The 13,315-nt window shown below is 66.3% G+C and carries 11 protein-coding genes; 10 read left to right on the top strand and 1 reads right to left on the bottom strand.

The features are described 5' to 3' along the window. Nucleotides 1–29 precede the first annotated feature (29 nt). Nucleotides 30–1,097: an ABC transporter substrate-binding protein gene (locus AC1D1Y_RS13410; protein ID WP_477682757.1), complete on the top strand. Its 1,068-nt coding sequence runs from the start codon at nt 30–32 to the stop codon at nt 1,095–1,097. A gap of 87 nt (nt 1,098–1,184) precedes the next feature. Here the strand turns inward: AC1D1Y_RS13410 and AC1D1Y_RS13405 are convergent, their stop codons facing one another. Then, nucleotides 1,185–3,431, bottom strand: a complete 2,247-nt coding sequence (locus AC1D1Y_RS13405; RefSeq protein WP_477682756.1) for a heavy metal translocating P-type ATPase — start codon at nt 3,429–3,431, stop codon at nt 1,185–1,187. Between the two features lie 93 nt (nt 3,432–3,524). Here AC1D1Y_RS13405 and cadR point away from each other — a divergent pair, with 93 nt between their 5' ends. The 9 genes from cadR (at nt 3,525) to AC1D1Y_RS13360 (ending at nt 13,130) form a co-directional block, all read left to right on the top strand. Beyond that, a complete protein-coding gene (gene cadR / locus AC1D1Y_RS13400) occupies nt 3,525–4,061 on the top strand; it encodes a Cd(II)/Pb(II)-responsive transcriptional regulator (RefSeq protein WP_477682755.1) in 537 nt (178 codons plus the stop codon). Between the two features lie 74 nt (nt 4,062–4,135). Further along, nucleotides 4,136–4,867, top strand: coding sequence for a TetR/AcrR family transcriptional regulator (locus tag AC1D1Y_RS13395; RefSeq protein WP_477682754.1), 732 nt, complete (start codon nt 4,136–4,138; stop codon nt 4,865–4,867). Beyond that, nucleotides 4,864–5,748, top strand: a complete 885-nt coding sequence (locus tag AC1D1Y_RS13390; RefSeq protein WP_477682753.1) for an SDR family oxidoreductase — start codon at nt 4,864–4,866, stop codon at nt 5,746–5,748. Before AC1D1Y_RS13395 ends, AC1D1Y_RS13390 begins: the two co-directional genes overlap by 4 nt. Next, nucleotides 5,745–7,358 carry an acyl-CoA carboxylase subunit beta gene (locus AC1D1Y_RS13385; RefSeq protein ID WP_477682752.1) on the top strand — a complete coding sequence of 538 codons (1,614 nt, stop codon included), beginning with the start codon at nt 5,745–5,747 and terminating at the stop codon, nt 7,356–7,358. The genes AC1D1Y_RS13390 and AC1D1Y_RS13385 overlap by 4 nt, the downstream gene beginning before the upstream one ends. Nucleotides 7,359–7,392: 34 nt before the next feature. Next, complete coding sequence (locus AC1D1Y_RS13380; RefSeq protein ID WP_477682751.1) at nt 7,393–8,571, top strand: acyl-CoA dehydrogenase family protein; 1,179 nt, start codon at nt 7,393–7,395, stop codon at nt 8,569–8,571. A 5-nt stretch (nt 8,572–8,576) separates the two neighbouring features. Beyond that, on the top strand, nt 8,577–9,365 hold the full coding sequence (locus AC1D1Y_RS13375; RefSeq protein ID WP_477682840.1) for an enoyl-CoA hydratase/isomerase family protein: 789 nt from the start codon (nt 8,577–8,579) through the stop codon (nt 9,363–9,365). Beyond that, nucleotides 9,362–11,470 (top strand): acetyl/propionyl/methylcrotonyl-CoA carboxylase subunit alpha, encoded by a 2,109-nt coding sequence (locus tag AC1D1Y_RS13370; RefSeq protein WP_477682750.1) that lies wholly within the window; start codon nt 9,362–9,364, stop codon nt 11,468–11,470. Before AC1D1Y_RS13375 ends, AC1D1Y_RS13370 begins: the two co-directional genes overlap by 4 nt. After that, nucleotides 11,467–12,642 (top strand): acyl-CoA dehydrogenase family protein, encoded by a 1,176-nt coding sequence (locus AC1D1Y_RS13365; protein ID WP_477682749.1) that lies wholly within the window; start codon nt 11,467–11,469, stop codon nt 12,640–12,642. Before AC1D1Y_RS13370 ends, AC1D1Y_RS13365 begins: the two co-directional genes overlap by 4 nt. Beyond that, nucleotides 12,639–13,130: a thioesterase family protein gene (locus AC1D1Y_RS13360; RefSeq protein ID WP_477682748.1), complete on the top strand. Its 492-nt coding sequence runs from the start codon at nt 12,639–12,641 to the stop codon at nt 13,128–13,130. The genes AC1D1Y_RS13365 and AC1D1Y_RS13360 overlap by 4 nt, the downstream gene beginning before the upstream one ends. Nucleotides 13,131–13,315 lie beyond the last annotated feature (185 nt).

Genomic DNA, 13,315 nt, shown 5'->3' with positions numbered 1-13,315 from the left:
TCTTTCACCCACGCCACCAGGAGCTTTCCATGAACACCTCCCCACGATTCCTGACCGCACGCGCTACCGCGGTATCGCTTGCCGTTCTTGCAGCGAGCTTCGCCGGCGGCAACGCCATGGCCCAAACCAAGACGCTGTACATCGGCATGAACGGCGGCACCATGGAAAAAACCTACACCGAACACGTCTTCGGCGCCTTCGAGAAAGCCAACAACGTCAAGGTCGTGGTCGTGCCCGGCACCTCCTCGGACATCCTTGCCAAGGCGCAGGCCAACAAGGACAACCCGCAGATGCACGTGATGTTCCTGGACGACGGCATCATGTACCGCGCCATCGGCATGGGCTTGTGCGAAAAAATGCAGGCCGGCCCGGCTCTGAACGATTTGTTCCCGACCGCGCGCTTCAAGGGCGACATGGCCGCCGGCGTCAACATCGGCATGACCGGCATCGCCTACAACAAGAAGATGTTCACCGAAAAAGGCTGGACGCCGCCCACCTCGTGGATGGACATGGCCAACCCCAAGTACAAGGGCAAGGTGGTGTTCCAGTCGCTGTCTTCGTCGACCTTCGGCCTGCACGGCTTCCTGCTGTTCAACCGCATCCAGGGCGGCAACGACAAGAACGTGGAGCCCGGTTTCAAGGCCTGGCCCACGACCATAGGCCCCAATGTGCTCGAGTACATCCCGAGCTCCGCCAAGCTCGCTGAAATGGTGCAGACCGGCGAGGCCGCGATGTTCCCGCTCACGCCCACCGCTGTCGGCGTGCTCAAAGACAAGGGCCTGCCCGTGGAATACGTGCAGCCCAAGGAAGGCTCGGCTGTGCTGACCGTCGGTGAATGCGTGATTGCCAAAAACAGCGAACCCGCGCTGGCCCACAAGCTGGCCCAGTACCTGCTGTCGCCCGAAGCCCAGGCCGCGGCGCTGGAGTTCGGCGACCAGATTCCGTCCAACCCGAAGACCAAGGCCAGCGGCAAGGCCGCCGCGCTGGTGACCCAGATGAACGAATACATGAAAACCGCCATCGCCGTGGATTGGGACGTGATCAACGAAAACCGCCCGGCCTGGAACGCGCGCTGGAACAAGACGGTCGAGCGCTGATTTTTTCCGCGGATCTGCGCATCTGCGCGGAGGCCCCAGAACCCGAAGCCGGCTTGCCCGCTTCGGGTTTTTCTTTGGCGCCGCCTTTTAACGCCGCTGGCGCAGCAGGCGCAAGCCGTTGCCCACCACCAACAGGCTGGCGCCCATGTCGGCGAACACCGCCATCCACATGGTGGCCGTGCCGAACACGGCGAGGACCAGGAAGACGCTTTTGATGCCCAGGGCCAGGCTGATGTTCTGCCACAGGATGGCGTGCGTGCGTTGTGACAGGCGCACGGTCTCGGCGACGCGCTCCAGGTTGTCGTTCATGATGACCACGTCGGCCGCTTCCATGGCAGTGTCGGAACCCGCCGCGCCCATGGCGAAGCCGATGTCGGCCTGGGCCAGCGCGGGCGCGTCGTTGATGCCGTCGCCCGTCATGCCGGTGGCGCCGTAGCGTTGCTGCATCTCGCGGATCGCATCCAGCTTGGCCTCGGGCAGCAGGTCGCCGCGAGCGTCTTCTATGCCGGCCTGGGCCGCGATGGCGCACGCCGTGGCGTTGTTGTCGCCGGTCAGCATCACGGGCGTGACACCCAGCGCCTTGAGGTCGGTGATGGCTTGGCGCGAGCTTTCCTTGATGGTGTCGGCCACGGCGAACAGCGCCAGTACGCGGGAGTCATCGGCGAGCAGGGTCACGGTGCGGCCCTGTTGTTCATGCCGTGACAACTCGGCCTCAAGCTCTGTGCTGCACAGCCCCAGCTCATGCACGAGGCGGTGGTTGCCCAGTACCAGGTGCCGGCCCGCGATGGCGCCTTCCGTGCCGCGCCCAGGCAGGGCCTTGAAGTTCTGTACTTCGGCAGGCTCGGTGTTCAAGCCCACGGCGATGGCTTTGGACACCGGATGGTCGGAGCGCGCGGCCATGTCGGCAGCCAGCTGCGTGAGGGATGCTTCTCCGGCATCGCCCCAGGCGCGCCAGTCCACGAGCTGCGGTTTGCCTTCGGTGATGGTGCCGGTCTTGTCGAGCGCGACGGCCTTGAGCAGGCGTGCCTGCTCAAGATAAGTGCCGCCCTTGATGAGGATGCCGCGCCGCGCGGCGGCCGACAGGCCGCTGACGACGGTGACCGGCGTGGAAATCACCAGCGCGCAGGGGCAGGCGATCACCAGCAGTACCAGTGCTTTGTAGAGCGAATCCTGCCAGGTGATTCCGGCGAGCAGCGGCATCAGCAGCGCCACTGCGACGGCGATCACGAACACGGCCGGTGTATAGACCGCGGCAAAGCGGTCGACAAAACGCTGCGTGGGTGCGCGGCTGCCCTGGGCCTGCTCCACCGCATGGATGATGCGGGCCAGCGTGGTGTTGCCGGCCGCCGCGGTGACGCGCATTTCGATCTCGCCGGTTTCATTGATGGTGCCGGCGAAGACGGCGTCGCCGGCCTCTTTGTCGACGGGAATGCTTTCGCCGGTGATGGGTGCCTGGTTGACGGCGCTGCTGCCCCGGGTGACGAGGCCGTCCAGCGGCACGCGCTCGCCGGGGCGTATGCGCACCAGAGCTTGCAGCGGCACGGCGGTCACCGGCGTGATGGTCCAGGCGCCGTCTTCACCTTGCATCAGCGCCTGTTCGGGCGCCATGTCCAGCAGGCCTTTGATCGCATTGCGGGCGCGATCCACGGCGCGGGCTTCGATCAACTCGGCAATTGCATACAGCGCCATCACCATGGCGGCTTCCGGCCATTGGCCGATCAGGAAGGCGCCGGTGACGGCCACCGACATCAGCGCGTTGATGTTGAGCCTGCCGCGCAGCAGGGCGGCCAAGCCTTTTTTATAGGTATCGAGGCCGGCCAGGGCAATCGCCGCGGCCGCGACCGCCATGCCGGCGATTTTCCAGGCCATCAGTTCGGGTGCAAAAAATGAAACAGTTTCCGCGCCAACCGCCAGCACCAGCGCGGCGACGAGGCGTGCGGCGCCGCCGCCAAAGCCGCTGTCATGGCTGTGATCGTGTCCGTGCCCTTCATGGCCTTCCGCTTTCGGGCTGGTGGCCTGGGCCGGCTGCGGGTCAAACCCGGCCCGGCGTATCGCATCCAGGGCCGGCGCATAGGCTTCTTCGCTGGCGTCTATCCTGAGCGTGCGCGCCCCCAGCTGGAAGCCCAGCGAGCGTATGCCGGTAACGGGTTCCAGGGCGCGGCGTATGTCGGATTCCTCGGCGCTGCAGTCCATGGTCGCGATGCGGAACAAGCGCCCCGCGGCGCCGGCCGGGACGGCTGCCGCGGGCAGGCTTGCGTGCGCGGCATGGGCGCTGCCGCAGCAGTCGCCGGTAGGGCCTTTGAGGCCGGAAACTGGGGTTTTTTCAGGTTTCATGGCTTAATTGGAAACCCTGTAGCGGCCTTAGAGTCAAGCGCGATTGGCGAGTGACCCTGCCGCGATGTCGGGACGATGTTCAAGGAGGTCGCCATGAAAATCGGAGAGCTGGCCAAAACCGCCCAGACCCAGACGGAAACCATACGTTACTACGAGCGCGAGGGCTTGCTGCCTGAAGCGGCGCGCACCGAGGCCAATTACCGCATCTACGACGAAAGCCATGTGCAGCGCCTGGCCTTCATACGCCACTGCCGCTCGCTGGACATGACGCTGGCCGAGATCCGCACCCTGCTGAACTTCAAGGACGCGCCCGCCGGCAGCTGCGCCGACGTCAACACCTTGCTGGACGAACACATCAGCCATGTCGCCACGCGCATACGCGAGCTCAAGGCGCTGGAAAAAGACCTCAAGATGCTGCGTGAGCAGTGCGCCAGCGACCAGGGCGCCGATGACTGCGGCATCCTCAGCGGCCTGGAAAAAGCCGCCTTGCGGCAAAGCCAGAACCGTACACCTGTTGTGGAGCGCGGCCATGCGGCGCACATCCACGGCGCGCACCCGCAGGTGGGCGCGCCCGGCAAAGAAGGCGGCGCCGGGCCCGCCGCCGGCAAGGCGGGCCGAGTGCCCAAGTGACCCGACCCGGGGCGCGGTATTTTTACAAAGCGCTTGCTTGCTAAAAATACCGGGTTTTGCTATGGTCCGTCCTTATGGAAAAACCCGCCGCGCGTTCGCGCCTCGCCAAACGTGCCCATTCACCCCCGAAAACCGCGGCCGCAGGCGCTGAAAAACGCCCGCGCGGCCGCCCGCGCAAAACCCTGGACGAGCGCGACGACGGCAACCGCCGCATCGAACTCGTCAACGCCGCCGCCCGGTTGTTCCGGAAGAAAGGCTTCAACGCCACCAGCACGCGCGACATCGCGGCGGCGGTCGGCATGCACAGCGGCTCGCCCTTCTACCACTTCAAAAGCAAGGGCGCGCTGCTCTACGCGGTGATGGAGGAGGGCATGCGCTCGGCCCTGCAGCGACAGGCCGCGGCCCTGGAAGCGGCCGGCTTGCCCGCCGATGACGCACCGGCTTTGCTGCGGCTGTTGATACGCAGCCACTTCGGTGTGCTGCTGGGTCCCGGCAGCGATTTCATCCCGGTCATGCTCTACGAGTCGCGCTCCATCACCACCCGGCAGCGCGCGCTGTTGACCAAGCTGCAAAGCGACTACGAAGCCGTCTGGGAGCCCGTGCTGCAGGCCCTGGCCGGGGCAGGGCAGCTCAAGGGGCCCGTGAAGCTGGCGCGTCTGCTGATGTTCGGCGCGCTCAACTGGTCGGTGCAGTGGTTTGACGCCAGGCAGGCCGCCACACTGGACGACCTGACCGACGCGGCCATGGCGCTTTTCATTCACGCCCCGGCGCCGGGCAAAACCGCCTCATCAAAGGCTTTGCCATGAGCTACCAATCGGTTTTCCAGCCCGGCCTGTTTGCCGGCCAGGTCATCGTCGTCACCGGCGGCGGTTCCGGCATAGGCCGTTGCATCGCGCACGAGCTCGCCGCGCTCGGCGCCCACGTGGTGCTGATAGGCCGGCAGGTCGTCAAGCTTCACGACGTGACCGGCGAGATCGCGGCGCAAGGCGGCCGTGTCAGCTTCCACCCCTGCGACATACGCCAGGAGGAAGCCGTCAGGACCACCATCACCGCCATCGTGGTGGCCCAGGGCCGCATCGACGGACTGGTCAACAACGCCGGCGGCCAGTACATCACGCCGCTGGAGGCCATCAGCGCCAAGGGCTGGGAGGCCGTCATCAACACCAACCTGACCGGAGGCTTCCTGATGTCGCGCGAGTGCTACCTGCAGGCCATGCGGGACAAGGGCGGCAGCATCGTCAACATCGTGGCCGACATGTGGGGCTCCATGCCCAGCATGGGCCACAGCGGCGCGGCGCGCGCCGGCATGGTGAGCTTCACCGAAACCGCGGCGGCCGAATGGGCCAGAAGCGGCGTGCGCGTGAACGCGGTGGCGCCCGGCTACATCGCCTCCAGCGGCATGGACCATTACCCGCCCGAGGCCGGCCCCATGCTGCGCGAGATGCGCCACACCGTGCCGCTGGGCCGTTTCGGCACCGAAAGCGAGACCTCGGCAGCCGTGGTGTTCCTGCTCAGCAAGGCGGCCAATTTCATCAGCGGCAGCACGCTGCGYRTGGACGGCGCCMGGCCCCAGGTGCGCATGGGCTGGCCCCAGCAGCGGCCCGATGACCAAGTGCTGCAGCGTGAGGCCGTCAAGCCCTTCGACGGTTTCCACCTCGCCGAAACACCGAAAGTCTTCCAGTCATGACACTGTTCCAGTCCGCGTGGAATGCGCAGTCGCCGCAGGCCGTGCAGCGGCGGGACGCCATGCTCGCGCGCATCGCGGCGCTGCGCGCGCTAGAAGAACGCAGCGCCGCCGCTTCGGCGAAGTCGCGACCCGCCTTTGACAAGCGCGGCCAGCTGCTGCCGCGCGAACGTGTGGCGCTGCTGCTGGACGCCGGTGCGCCCTGGCTGCCGCTGTGTTCGCTGGCGGGCTACCTGCAGGACAGCAAGGAGGCTGCCAACTCGGTGCCAGGCGGCGGCGTAGTGGCCGGCATCGGTTTTGTCAGCGGGGTGCGCTGCATGGTGGTGGCCAGCGATTCGGGCATAGAAGCCGGTGCCGTGCAAGCCATGGGACTGGAAAAAATCCTGCGCGTGCAGGAGATCGCGCTGCAGGGCAAGCTGCCCTTCATCCACCTGGTGGAAAGCGCGGGCGCCAACCTCATGCGCTACCGGGTCGAGGGTTTTGTGCAGGGCGGCGCGCTGTTCCGCAACCTGGCGCGCCTGTCGGCGGCCGGCATTCCCGTGATCACCGTGCAGCACGGCTCGGGCACGGCGGGCGGAGCCTACATGCCGGGCCTGAGCGACGTCGTCATCATGGTGCGCGACCGCTCGCGCGCCTTCCTGGCCGGGCCGCCGCTGCTGATGGCCGCCACCGGCGAAGTGGCGACCGAAGAGGAACTGGGCGGCGCGCTCATGCACACCACCGTATCCGGCCTGGGCGAGCAACTGGCTGAAGACGACCGCGAGGCGCTGGGCCTGGCGCGTGAGGTGGTGGCGCGCACGGCGTGGGCGCAGGCAGCCTCCGCAAGCCTGGCGCGTGAACCGCTGTACCCGGCGCAAGAGCTGTTGGGCTTGGTGCCGGACGACCTGCGCCAGCCGCTGGATATGCAGGAACTGATCGCGCGGCTGGTGGATGGCTCGGACTTCCTGCCCTTCAAGGCCTTGTATGGCGCGGCCACTGTCTGCGTTCAGGCGTCCCTGGGCGGCCATGCTGTCGGCATTCTCGGCAACAACGGCCCCATCGATGTGGCCGGGGCCAACAAGGCCACCCATTTCATCCAGCTGATGTGCCAGCTGGGCCATCCCATCATCTACCTGCAGAACACCACCGGTTATATGGTGGGCAAGGAGAGCGAGCAGGCCGGCATGATCAAGCACGGCTCCAAGATGATCCAGGCCGTCACCAACGCCACGGTGCCGCAGATCACCATCCAGTGCGGCGCGTCCTTCGGCGCCGGCAACTACGGCATGTGCGGCCGCGCTTATGCGCCGCGTTTTCTCTTCAGCTGGCCCAGCGCCAGAACGGCCGTCATGGRCGGCGAGCAGGCCGCGCGCACCATGCAAATCGTCGGCGAGGCGGCGTTGGCGCGCAAAGGCATAGCGCCTGACCCGGTCCAGTCGCAGGCCCAGTACGACAAGATCGTCGCGATGTTCGAGGCCCAGGCCGATGTGTTCTACACCTCGGGCCTGGTGCTGGACGACGGCGTGATAGACCCGCGCGACACACGCGCCGTGCTGGCCTTATGTCTGGACATCTGTGCCCAGGCCGAGGCGCGGCGGCTCAGGCCCTTGCAGTTCGGCGTGGCGCGCATGTAGGCCACCCCGCAATAAAAAAGAAACGGAGACAAATATGCAATACAGCCACGAACATCTGGAAATCCAGAAAACCCTCAAACGTTTCATAGACGCCGAGATCAACCCGCATGTCGACGACTGGGAGGCGGCCGAAATATTCCCGGCGCACGAGGTCTTCAAGAAACTCGGCAAGCTGGGCCTGCTGGGCCTGACCAAACCCGAAGCGTACGGCGGCGCCGGCCTTGATTATTCCTATGGCGTAGCCATGGCCGAAGCGCTGGGCCACATTGACTGCGGTGGCGTACCCATGGCCATCGGCGTGCAGACCGATATGTGCACACCGGCGCTGGCGCGCTTCGGCAGCGACGAGCTCAAGCGCGAGTTCCTGGCGCCCGCGATTGCCGGCGACACTGTGGGCTGCATAGGCGTAAGCGAGCCCGGCGCGGGCAGCGACGTGGCCTCCATCAAAAGCCACGCGCGCAAGGACGGCGGCGACTACGTCATCAGCGGCCAGAAGATGTGGATCACCAACAGCCTGCAGGCCGACTGGATGTGCATGCTGGTCAACACCGGCGAAGGGCCGGCGCACAAAAACAAAAGCCTGGTGATGGTGCCCATGCGTGAAGGCGGCAAGCTTCGCAAAGGCATTGAAGCGGCGAAGAAAATCAAAAAAATCGGCATGAACTCATCAGACACCGGCCTGATTTATTTTGACGAAGTGCGTGTGCCGCAGCGCTACCTCATCGGCAGCGAGGGCTCGGGTTTTGCCTACCAGATGATGCAGTTCCAGGAGGAGCGCCTCTGGTGCGCGGCCAGCTGCATACAGTCGCTCTCCAACTGCATCGAATGGACGGTCGAATGGGCGCATGAACGCAAGCTCTTCGGCGCCGCGCTGGCCGACCAGCAATGGGTGCAGTTCAAGCTGGCCGAGATGAAAACCGAGGTCGAAAGCCTGCGCGCCATGACTTACCGCGCTTGCGAGCTTTATGTGCAGGGCCAGGACGTGACCGAACTCGCTTCCATGGCCAAGCTCAAGGCCGGGCGGCTCAACCGCCTGGTGCCCGACACCTGCCTGCAGTTCTGGGGCGGCATGGGCTACACCTGGGAGAACAAGGTCGCGCGCATGTTCCGCGACGGCCGGCTGGCCTCCATAGGCGGCGGCGCCGACGAAGTCATGATGGGCATCATCGCCAAGATGATGGGCGTGGCCAAGTCCTCCAGGAAGCCTGCGTGACCGCCATGAACAAGCTGCTGGATGTGGTGCGCGAAGGCGCAACCGAGACCTGGATATTGAACGACCCGGCCACGCGTAACGCCTTGAGCGATGCGATGGTGGAAGCCCTGCAGGCCGCCTGCGAGCGCGCGGCAAAAGACCTTTCGCTGCGCTTTGTGGTGCTGGCCGGAGCCGGCGGCGCTTTTTGCACGGGCGGCAGCCTGGGTGGTTTTTCCGAGGCCATAGGCCAGGCCCTGCCACCGGGCGCGGCGGACCCGCTGGTCGCGATGAACCGCCGCTTCGGCACGCTGCTGCAATCCTTGAGCAAGCTGCCGCAAGTGCTGGTGGCCGTGGTCAACGGCCCGGCCATGGGCGGCGGCCTGGGCCTGGTGTGCTGCGCCGACTTTGTGCTGGCCGGCTATCGCGCGGTGCTGGCGGCGCCCGAGGTGACGCTGGGCATTGCCCCCGCGCAGATCGCGCCCTTTGTGCTCAAGCGCCTGGGCGACCGCGCCGCGCGGCAATGCCTGCTGACAGGCCGCCGGTGGACGGCATGGGAAGCCCTGCAACTGGGCCTGGTGGATGAAGTGCATGCCGGCGATGAATTGCCGGCTGCCTTGCAGGCCTTGCTGGCGCGCCTCGGCCAGGCCGGGCCGCGCGCGCTGGCCGCCACCAAGGAATTGCTGTCGGCATCGCAGGGCCAGCCGGACGTGCTGGACCAGGCGGCCGCCCTGTTTGCCGGCGGCCTGCGCGGCGCCGAGGCGGCCGAAGGGCTGCGGGCTTTTGCGCGCAAAGCCGAGCCGGAATGGGCCGCATGACAAAAATCCGTCGCCTGCTGGTGGCGAATCGCGGCGAGATCGCCCGCCGCATTCTGCGCACCGCCCACGCCATGGGCATGCAGACGGTGGCGGTGTATTCAGACGCCGATGCCGGTGCGCTGCACGTGCGCGAGGCCGGCATGGCGTGTGCCCTGGGCGGCGATGCCTCGGCCGATTCCTATTTGCGGATCGACAAGCTGATCGCCGCGGCGCAGGACAGCGGTGCCGACGCGGTGCATCCCGGCTACGGCTTCCTCAGCGAGAACGCGGCCTTTGCCGAGGCGGTGATCGCGGCGGGGCTGGTGTGGGTGGGGCCGCCGCCGGCCGCGATGCGGCAGCTGGGCAGCAAAGCCGCCGCCAAACAGCTGGCGCAGGTGCGAGGCGTGCCCTGTCTGCCGGGCTACCAGGGTGATGAGCAGTCGGACGCAAGCTTTGAAACCGAGGCCGGCCGCATCGGCTACCCGCTGATGGTCAAGGCCGTGGCGGGCGGCGGCGGGCGTGGCATGCGGCTGGTGTTGTCAGCCGAGGATTTGCCGTCGGCCCTGCGCAGCGCACGCTCTGAGGCTGCGTCGGCCTTCGGCAGTGAAGAACTGCTGATCGAAAAAGCCTTGATGAACCCACGCCATGTCGAGGTGCAGGTGTTTGCCGATGGCCATGGCGCTTGCATCCATCTTGGCGAGCGCGACTGCTCGGTGCAGCGGCGCCACCAGAAGCTCATTGAAGAAACGCCGAGTCCCGCCGTCGATGCAGCATTGCGCGCGCGCATGTGCGCCGCCGCCGTGGCGCTCGCGCAGGCGGCGGGTTATGTGGGCGCGGGCACGGTGGAGTTCCTCGTGGAAGGTGGTGACTTGAGCGCCGCCGGGCCGCCCCAAGGCGCGAGGGCCCCCGAGGGGCTGGAGCCTGCGGCTCCAAACCTGCTTGAGCAGGTTTGGACAGGCGAGAGAGGCGAAGCGTCTCGCGAGCCGCGGCCTGCAAGGCCTCGCGCAGCACACGAAGTGGCAAGCGTGGGGGCTAGTTTCTTTTTGATGGAGATGAACACGCGCCTGCAGGTCGAGCACCCTGTGACCGAAGCGGTCACCGGACTGGACTTGGTCGAATGGCAGCTGCGCATCGCCCAGGGCGAGGCCTTGCCGCTGGCCCAGGAGGACGTGGTGTTTACGGGCCATGCCATCGAAGTGCGACTGTGTGCGGAAGACGAAGACTTCAGGCCGCACGCCGGCACGGTCCGGCGCTTTCGCGAGCCGGGCGGCGTTCGCTTCGACCATGCGCTGTTCGAAGGCCTGGTGGTGCCGCCGCATTACGACTCCATGCTGGGCAAGCTGGTGGTGCATGCGGCTACGCGCGAGAAGGCGGTCGACAGCCTCCTCGCGGCGCTGGGCCGTACCGAGGTGCTGGGCCTGCCGACCAACCGGGCATTTCTGGCCGCCTGCCTGGGCCATCCGGTGTTTCGTGCCGGTGATGCGCTGATTCCTTTCCTGGCGAAGCACGGCGCTGCTTTGAGAACAGGACTGCGGAAAGCGCAGGAAGATGCGTTTGCTCCTCTGGGACTTGCGGCGCTTTTCCCCGGGGCCGGAACCGACCTGCCGTGCCCCTTCCCCAAGCCACTGAGGTTGCGGCACGGCGACCAGGTGCTGGACCTGCGCGTGCGCGAAGCGGGCCGGGGACGCCTGGAGATCGAGGCCGGCGGTCGGACCTCGCCGGCGGCGATGGCTGCGGGAGAGGGCGCCACCACGGTGCAGATCGGTGGCACGCAGCGGCGCGTGGTGGCCATGCGCCTTCAGGACGCTGTGGGACAGGCCGCCTCGCGCTGGCATGTGCAGGCGGACGGCGTCGACCTTTTCATCGAAGACGCGAGCTTTGACGCCGCGGCTGCCGGCGCTGCAGCCGCATCGCGCGAGTTGCGCGCAGCGTTTAACGGCAAGGTCATCGCGGTGCATGCAGTCCCCGGCCAGGCCGTGCGGCGCGGCGATACCCTGCTGGTGATCGAGTCCATGAAGCTCGAACACGCGGTCAATGCCCCGCACGATGCGGTGCTGGCGGCCGTGATGGTGGAGCCTGGCCAGCAGGCCGCGCCCGGCCAGGWGCTGCTGAGGTTTGAGGCATGAAGGCGCCACACCCGGCCCATGGCGAGGACCAGGAGGCCATCGCCGCGATGGCCGAAACTGTTCAACGTTTTGCCGAGCGCGAGATCGCGCCCCATGCCACGGCGTGGGACGATGCCGGCGAGTTTCCTCGTGCGCTTTATACGCAGGCGGCCGAACTGGGTTTGCTGGGCCTGGGCTATCCCGAGGCGCTGGGCGGCACACCGGCTTCCTGGCGGCTGCGCAACGCGGTCACGCTGGCCCTGTGCCGTTACGGCGGCAGCGGCGGCGTGATGGCCAGCCTCTTTTCCCACAACATCGCGCTACCGCCCGTGCTGCACCACGGCAGCCCTGACCTGCAGCAAGAGGTCATCACACCCGTGCTGCGCGGCGAAAAAAACGCGGCGCTGGCCGTCACCGAACCCGGCGGCGGTTCCGACGTGGCCGCGCTGCGCAGCACCGCGCGGCGCGACGGCGGCGACTATGTCATCGATGGCGAGAAGGTGTTTATCACCTCGGGCATGCGCGCCGATTTCCTGACCGTAGCCGTGCGCACCGGTGAGGCCAAGGGCCCCGCAGGCATCTCCTTGCTGGTTGTGCCGGGCGATGTGGTGGGCCTGTCGCGCAGCCCTTTGCAGAAGATGGGCTGGTGGTGTTCGGACACGGCGCATCTGCGCTTTGACAAGGTGCGCGTGCCGGCCCGTTACCTGATCGGCGAGGAGGGTACGGGCTTTCGCATGGTCATGGGAAACTTCAACGGCGAGCGCATGGCACTGGCCGTGGCCGCGCTGGGTTTTGCCGAAGCCTGCTACGACGAGGCGCTGGACTGGGCGCGCCAGCGAAAGACTTTCGGCGCGGCGCTGGTCGAGCGCCAGGTGGTGCGCCACAAGCTGGTCGACATGCAGATGCGCATCGCCTCCACGCGAGCCTGGGCGGACGCGCTGGCCGCGCGCGCCGATGCCGGCGAGGAGGCATCAGGCAATGCCGGCTGGGTGGCCGAGGTCTGTTTGCTGAAGAACCACGCCACCCAAACCATGCAGTTCTGCGCCGACCAGGCGGTGCAGATACTGGGCGGCATGGGCTATATGCGCGGCACCAAGAGCGAACGCATTTACCGCGAGGTCAAGGTCATGATGATAGGCGGCGGTGCCGAGGAAATCATGAAGGACCTCGCTGCACGACAATTAGGCCTATGACCAAAGCACAGCTCATCTCTCAAGGCGCAATTCAATTCGAGCCGGAATTCGTCGCCTCACTCAAGAACTTGTTCGAGGAAAAAATCGTCTTCAACAAGCTGCTGGGGCTGAAGATCACCTCGGTGACGGCTGAAAGGGTCACGGCGCGTATCGACATGCGCAATGAGTTGATAGGCCACTATGCGCACAACCGCATTCACGGCGGTGTGATCAGCGCCGGGCTGGACGCCATGGGTGGGCTGGCGGTGATGGCGGCGATAGGCGCGCGCCATATGGATGAGACGCCGGTGCAGCGGCTGCAACGTTTCGCCAAGCTGGGGACTATAGATTTGCGGATCGACTATCTGCGGCCGGGGATTAGTGATTATTTTGAGCTTCGGGCTGAGGTGATGAGGCTTGGTTCGCGGGTGGCGAGTACGCGGATGGAGTTTCTGGGTTCGGACGGGAAGCTGTTTTCGACTGGGGCTGGGGCTTATATCGTTTCTTAGCCGTCTTGCTCCGGCGGTGCGCTCGCTGCTGAGGGTTGCTGGCCGGGGTCGCCCGGCGGCGACTCACTTTTCTTTGCTTCGCCAAAGAAAAGTAAGCAAAAGAAAGGCGACCCGCAGTCTGGGTCCCTACGCTTCGCTTCGGGCAACCTGCGGTGCTCGAGCCAAGCGGGGTCTGGCTAAACTCG

The organism is Polaromonas sp. P1_G1, from assembly GCF_056405595.1.
Note: the sequence above shows the minus strand (reverse complement) of the source record. Positions and strands in the feature narration are given on the sequence as shown.

Bases quoted from the DNA above. Each gene is read 5' to 3' on its own strand.
- cadR (WP_477682755.1), top strand. From the start codon at position 3,525: ATGAAAATCGGAGAGCTGGCCAAAACCGCCCAGACCCAGACGGAAACC.
- AC1D1Y_RS13360 (WP_477682748.1), top strand. From the start codon at position 12,639: ATGACCAAAGCACAGCTCATCTCTCAAGGCGCAATTCAATTCGAGCCG.
- AC1D1Y_RS13395 (WP_477682754.1), top strand. From the start codon at position 4,136: ATGGAAAAACCCGCCGCGCGTTCGCGCCTCGCCAAACGTGCCCATTCA.
- AC1D1Y_RS13380 (WP_477682751.1), top strand. From the start codon at position 7,393: ATGCAATACAGCCACGAACATCTGGAAATCCAGAAAACCCTCAAACGT.
- AC1D1Y_RS13405 (WP_477682756.1), bottom strand. From the start codon at position 3,431: ATGAAACCTGAAAAAACCCCAGTTTCCGGCCTCAAAGGCCCTACCGGC.
- AC1D1Y_RS13375 (WP_477682840.1), top strand. From the start codon at position 8,577: ATGAACAAGCTGCTGGATGTGGTGCGCGAAGGCGCAACCGAGACCTGG.
- AC1D1Y_RS13365 (WP_477682749.1), top strand. From the start codon at position 11,467: ATGAAGGCGCCACACCCGGCCCATGGCGAGGACCAGGAGGCCATCGCC.
- AC1D1Y_RS13410 (WP_477682757.1), top strand. From the start codon at position 30: ATGAACACCTCCCCACGATTCCTGACCGCACGCGCTACCGCGGTATCG.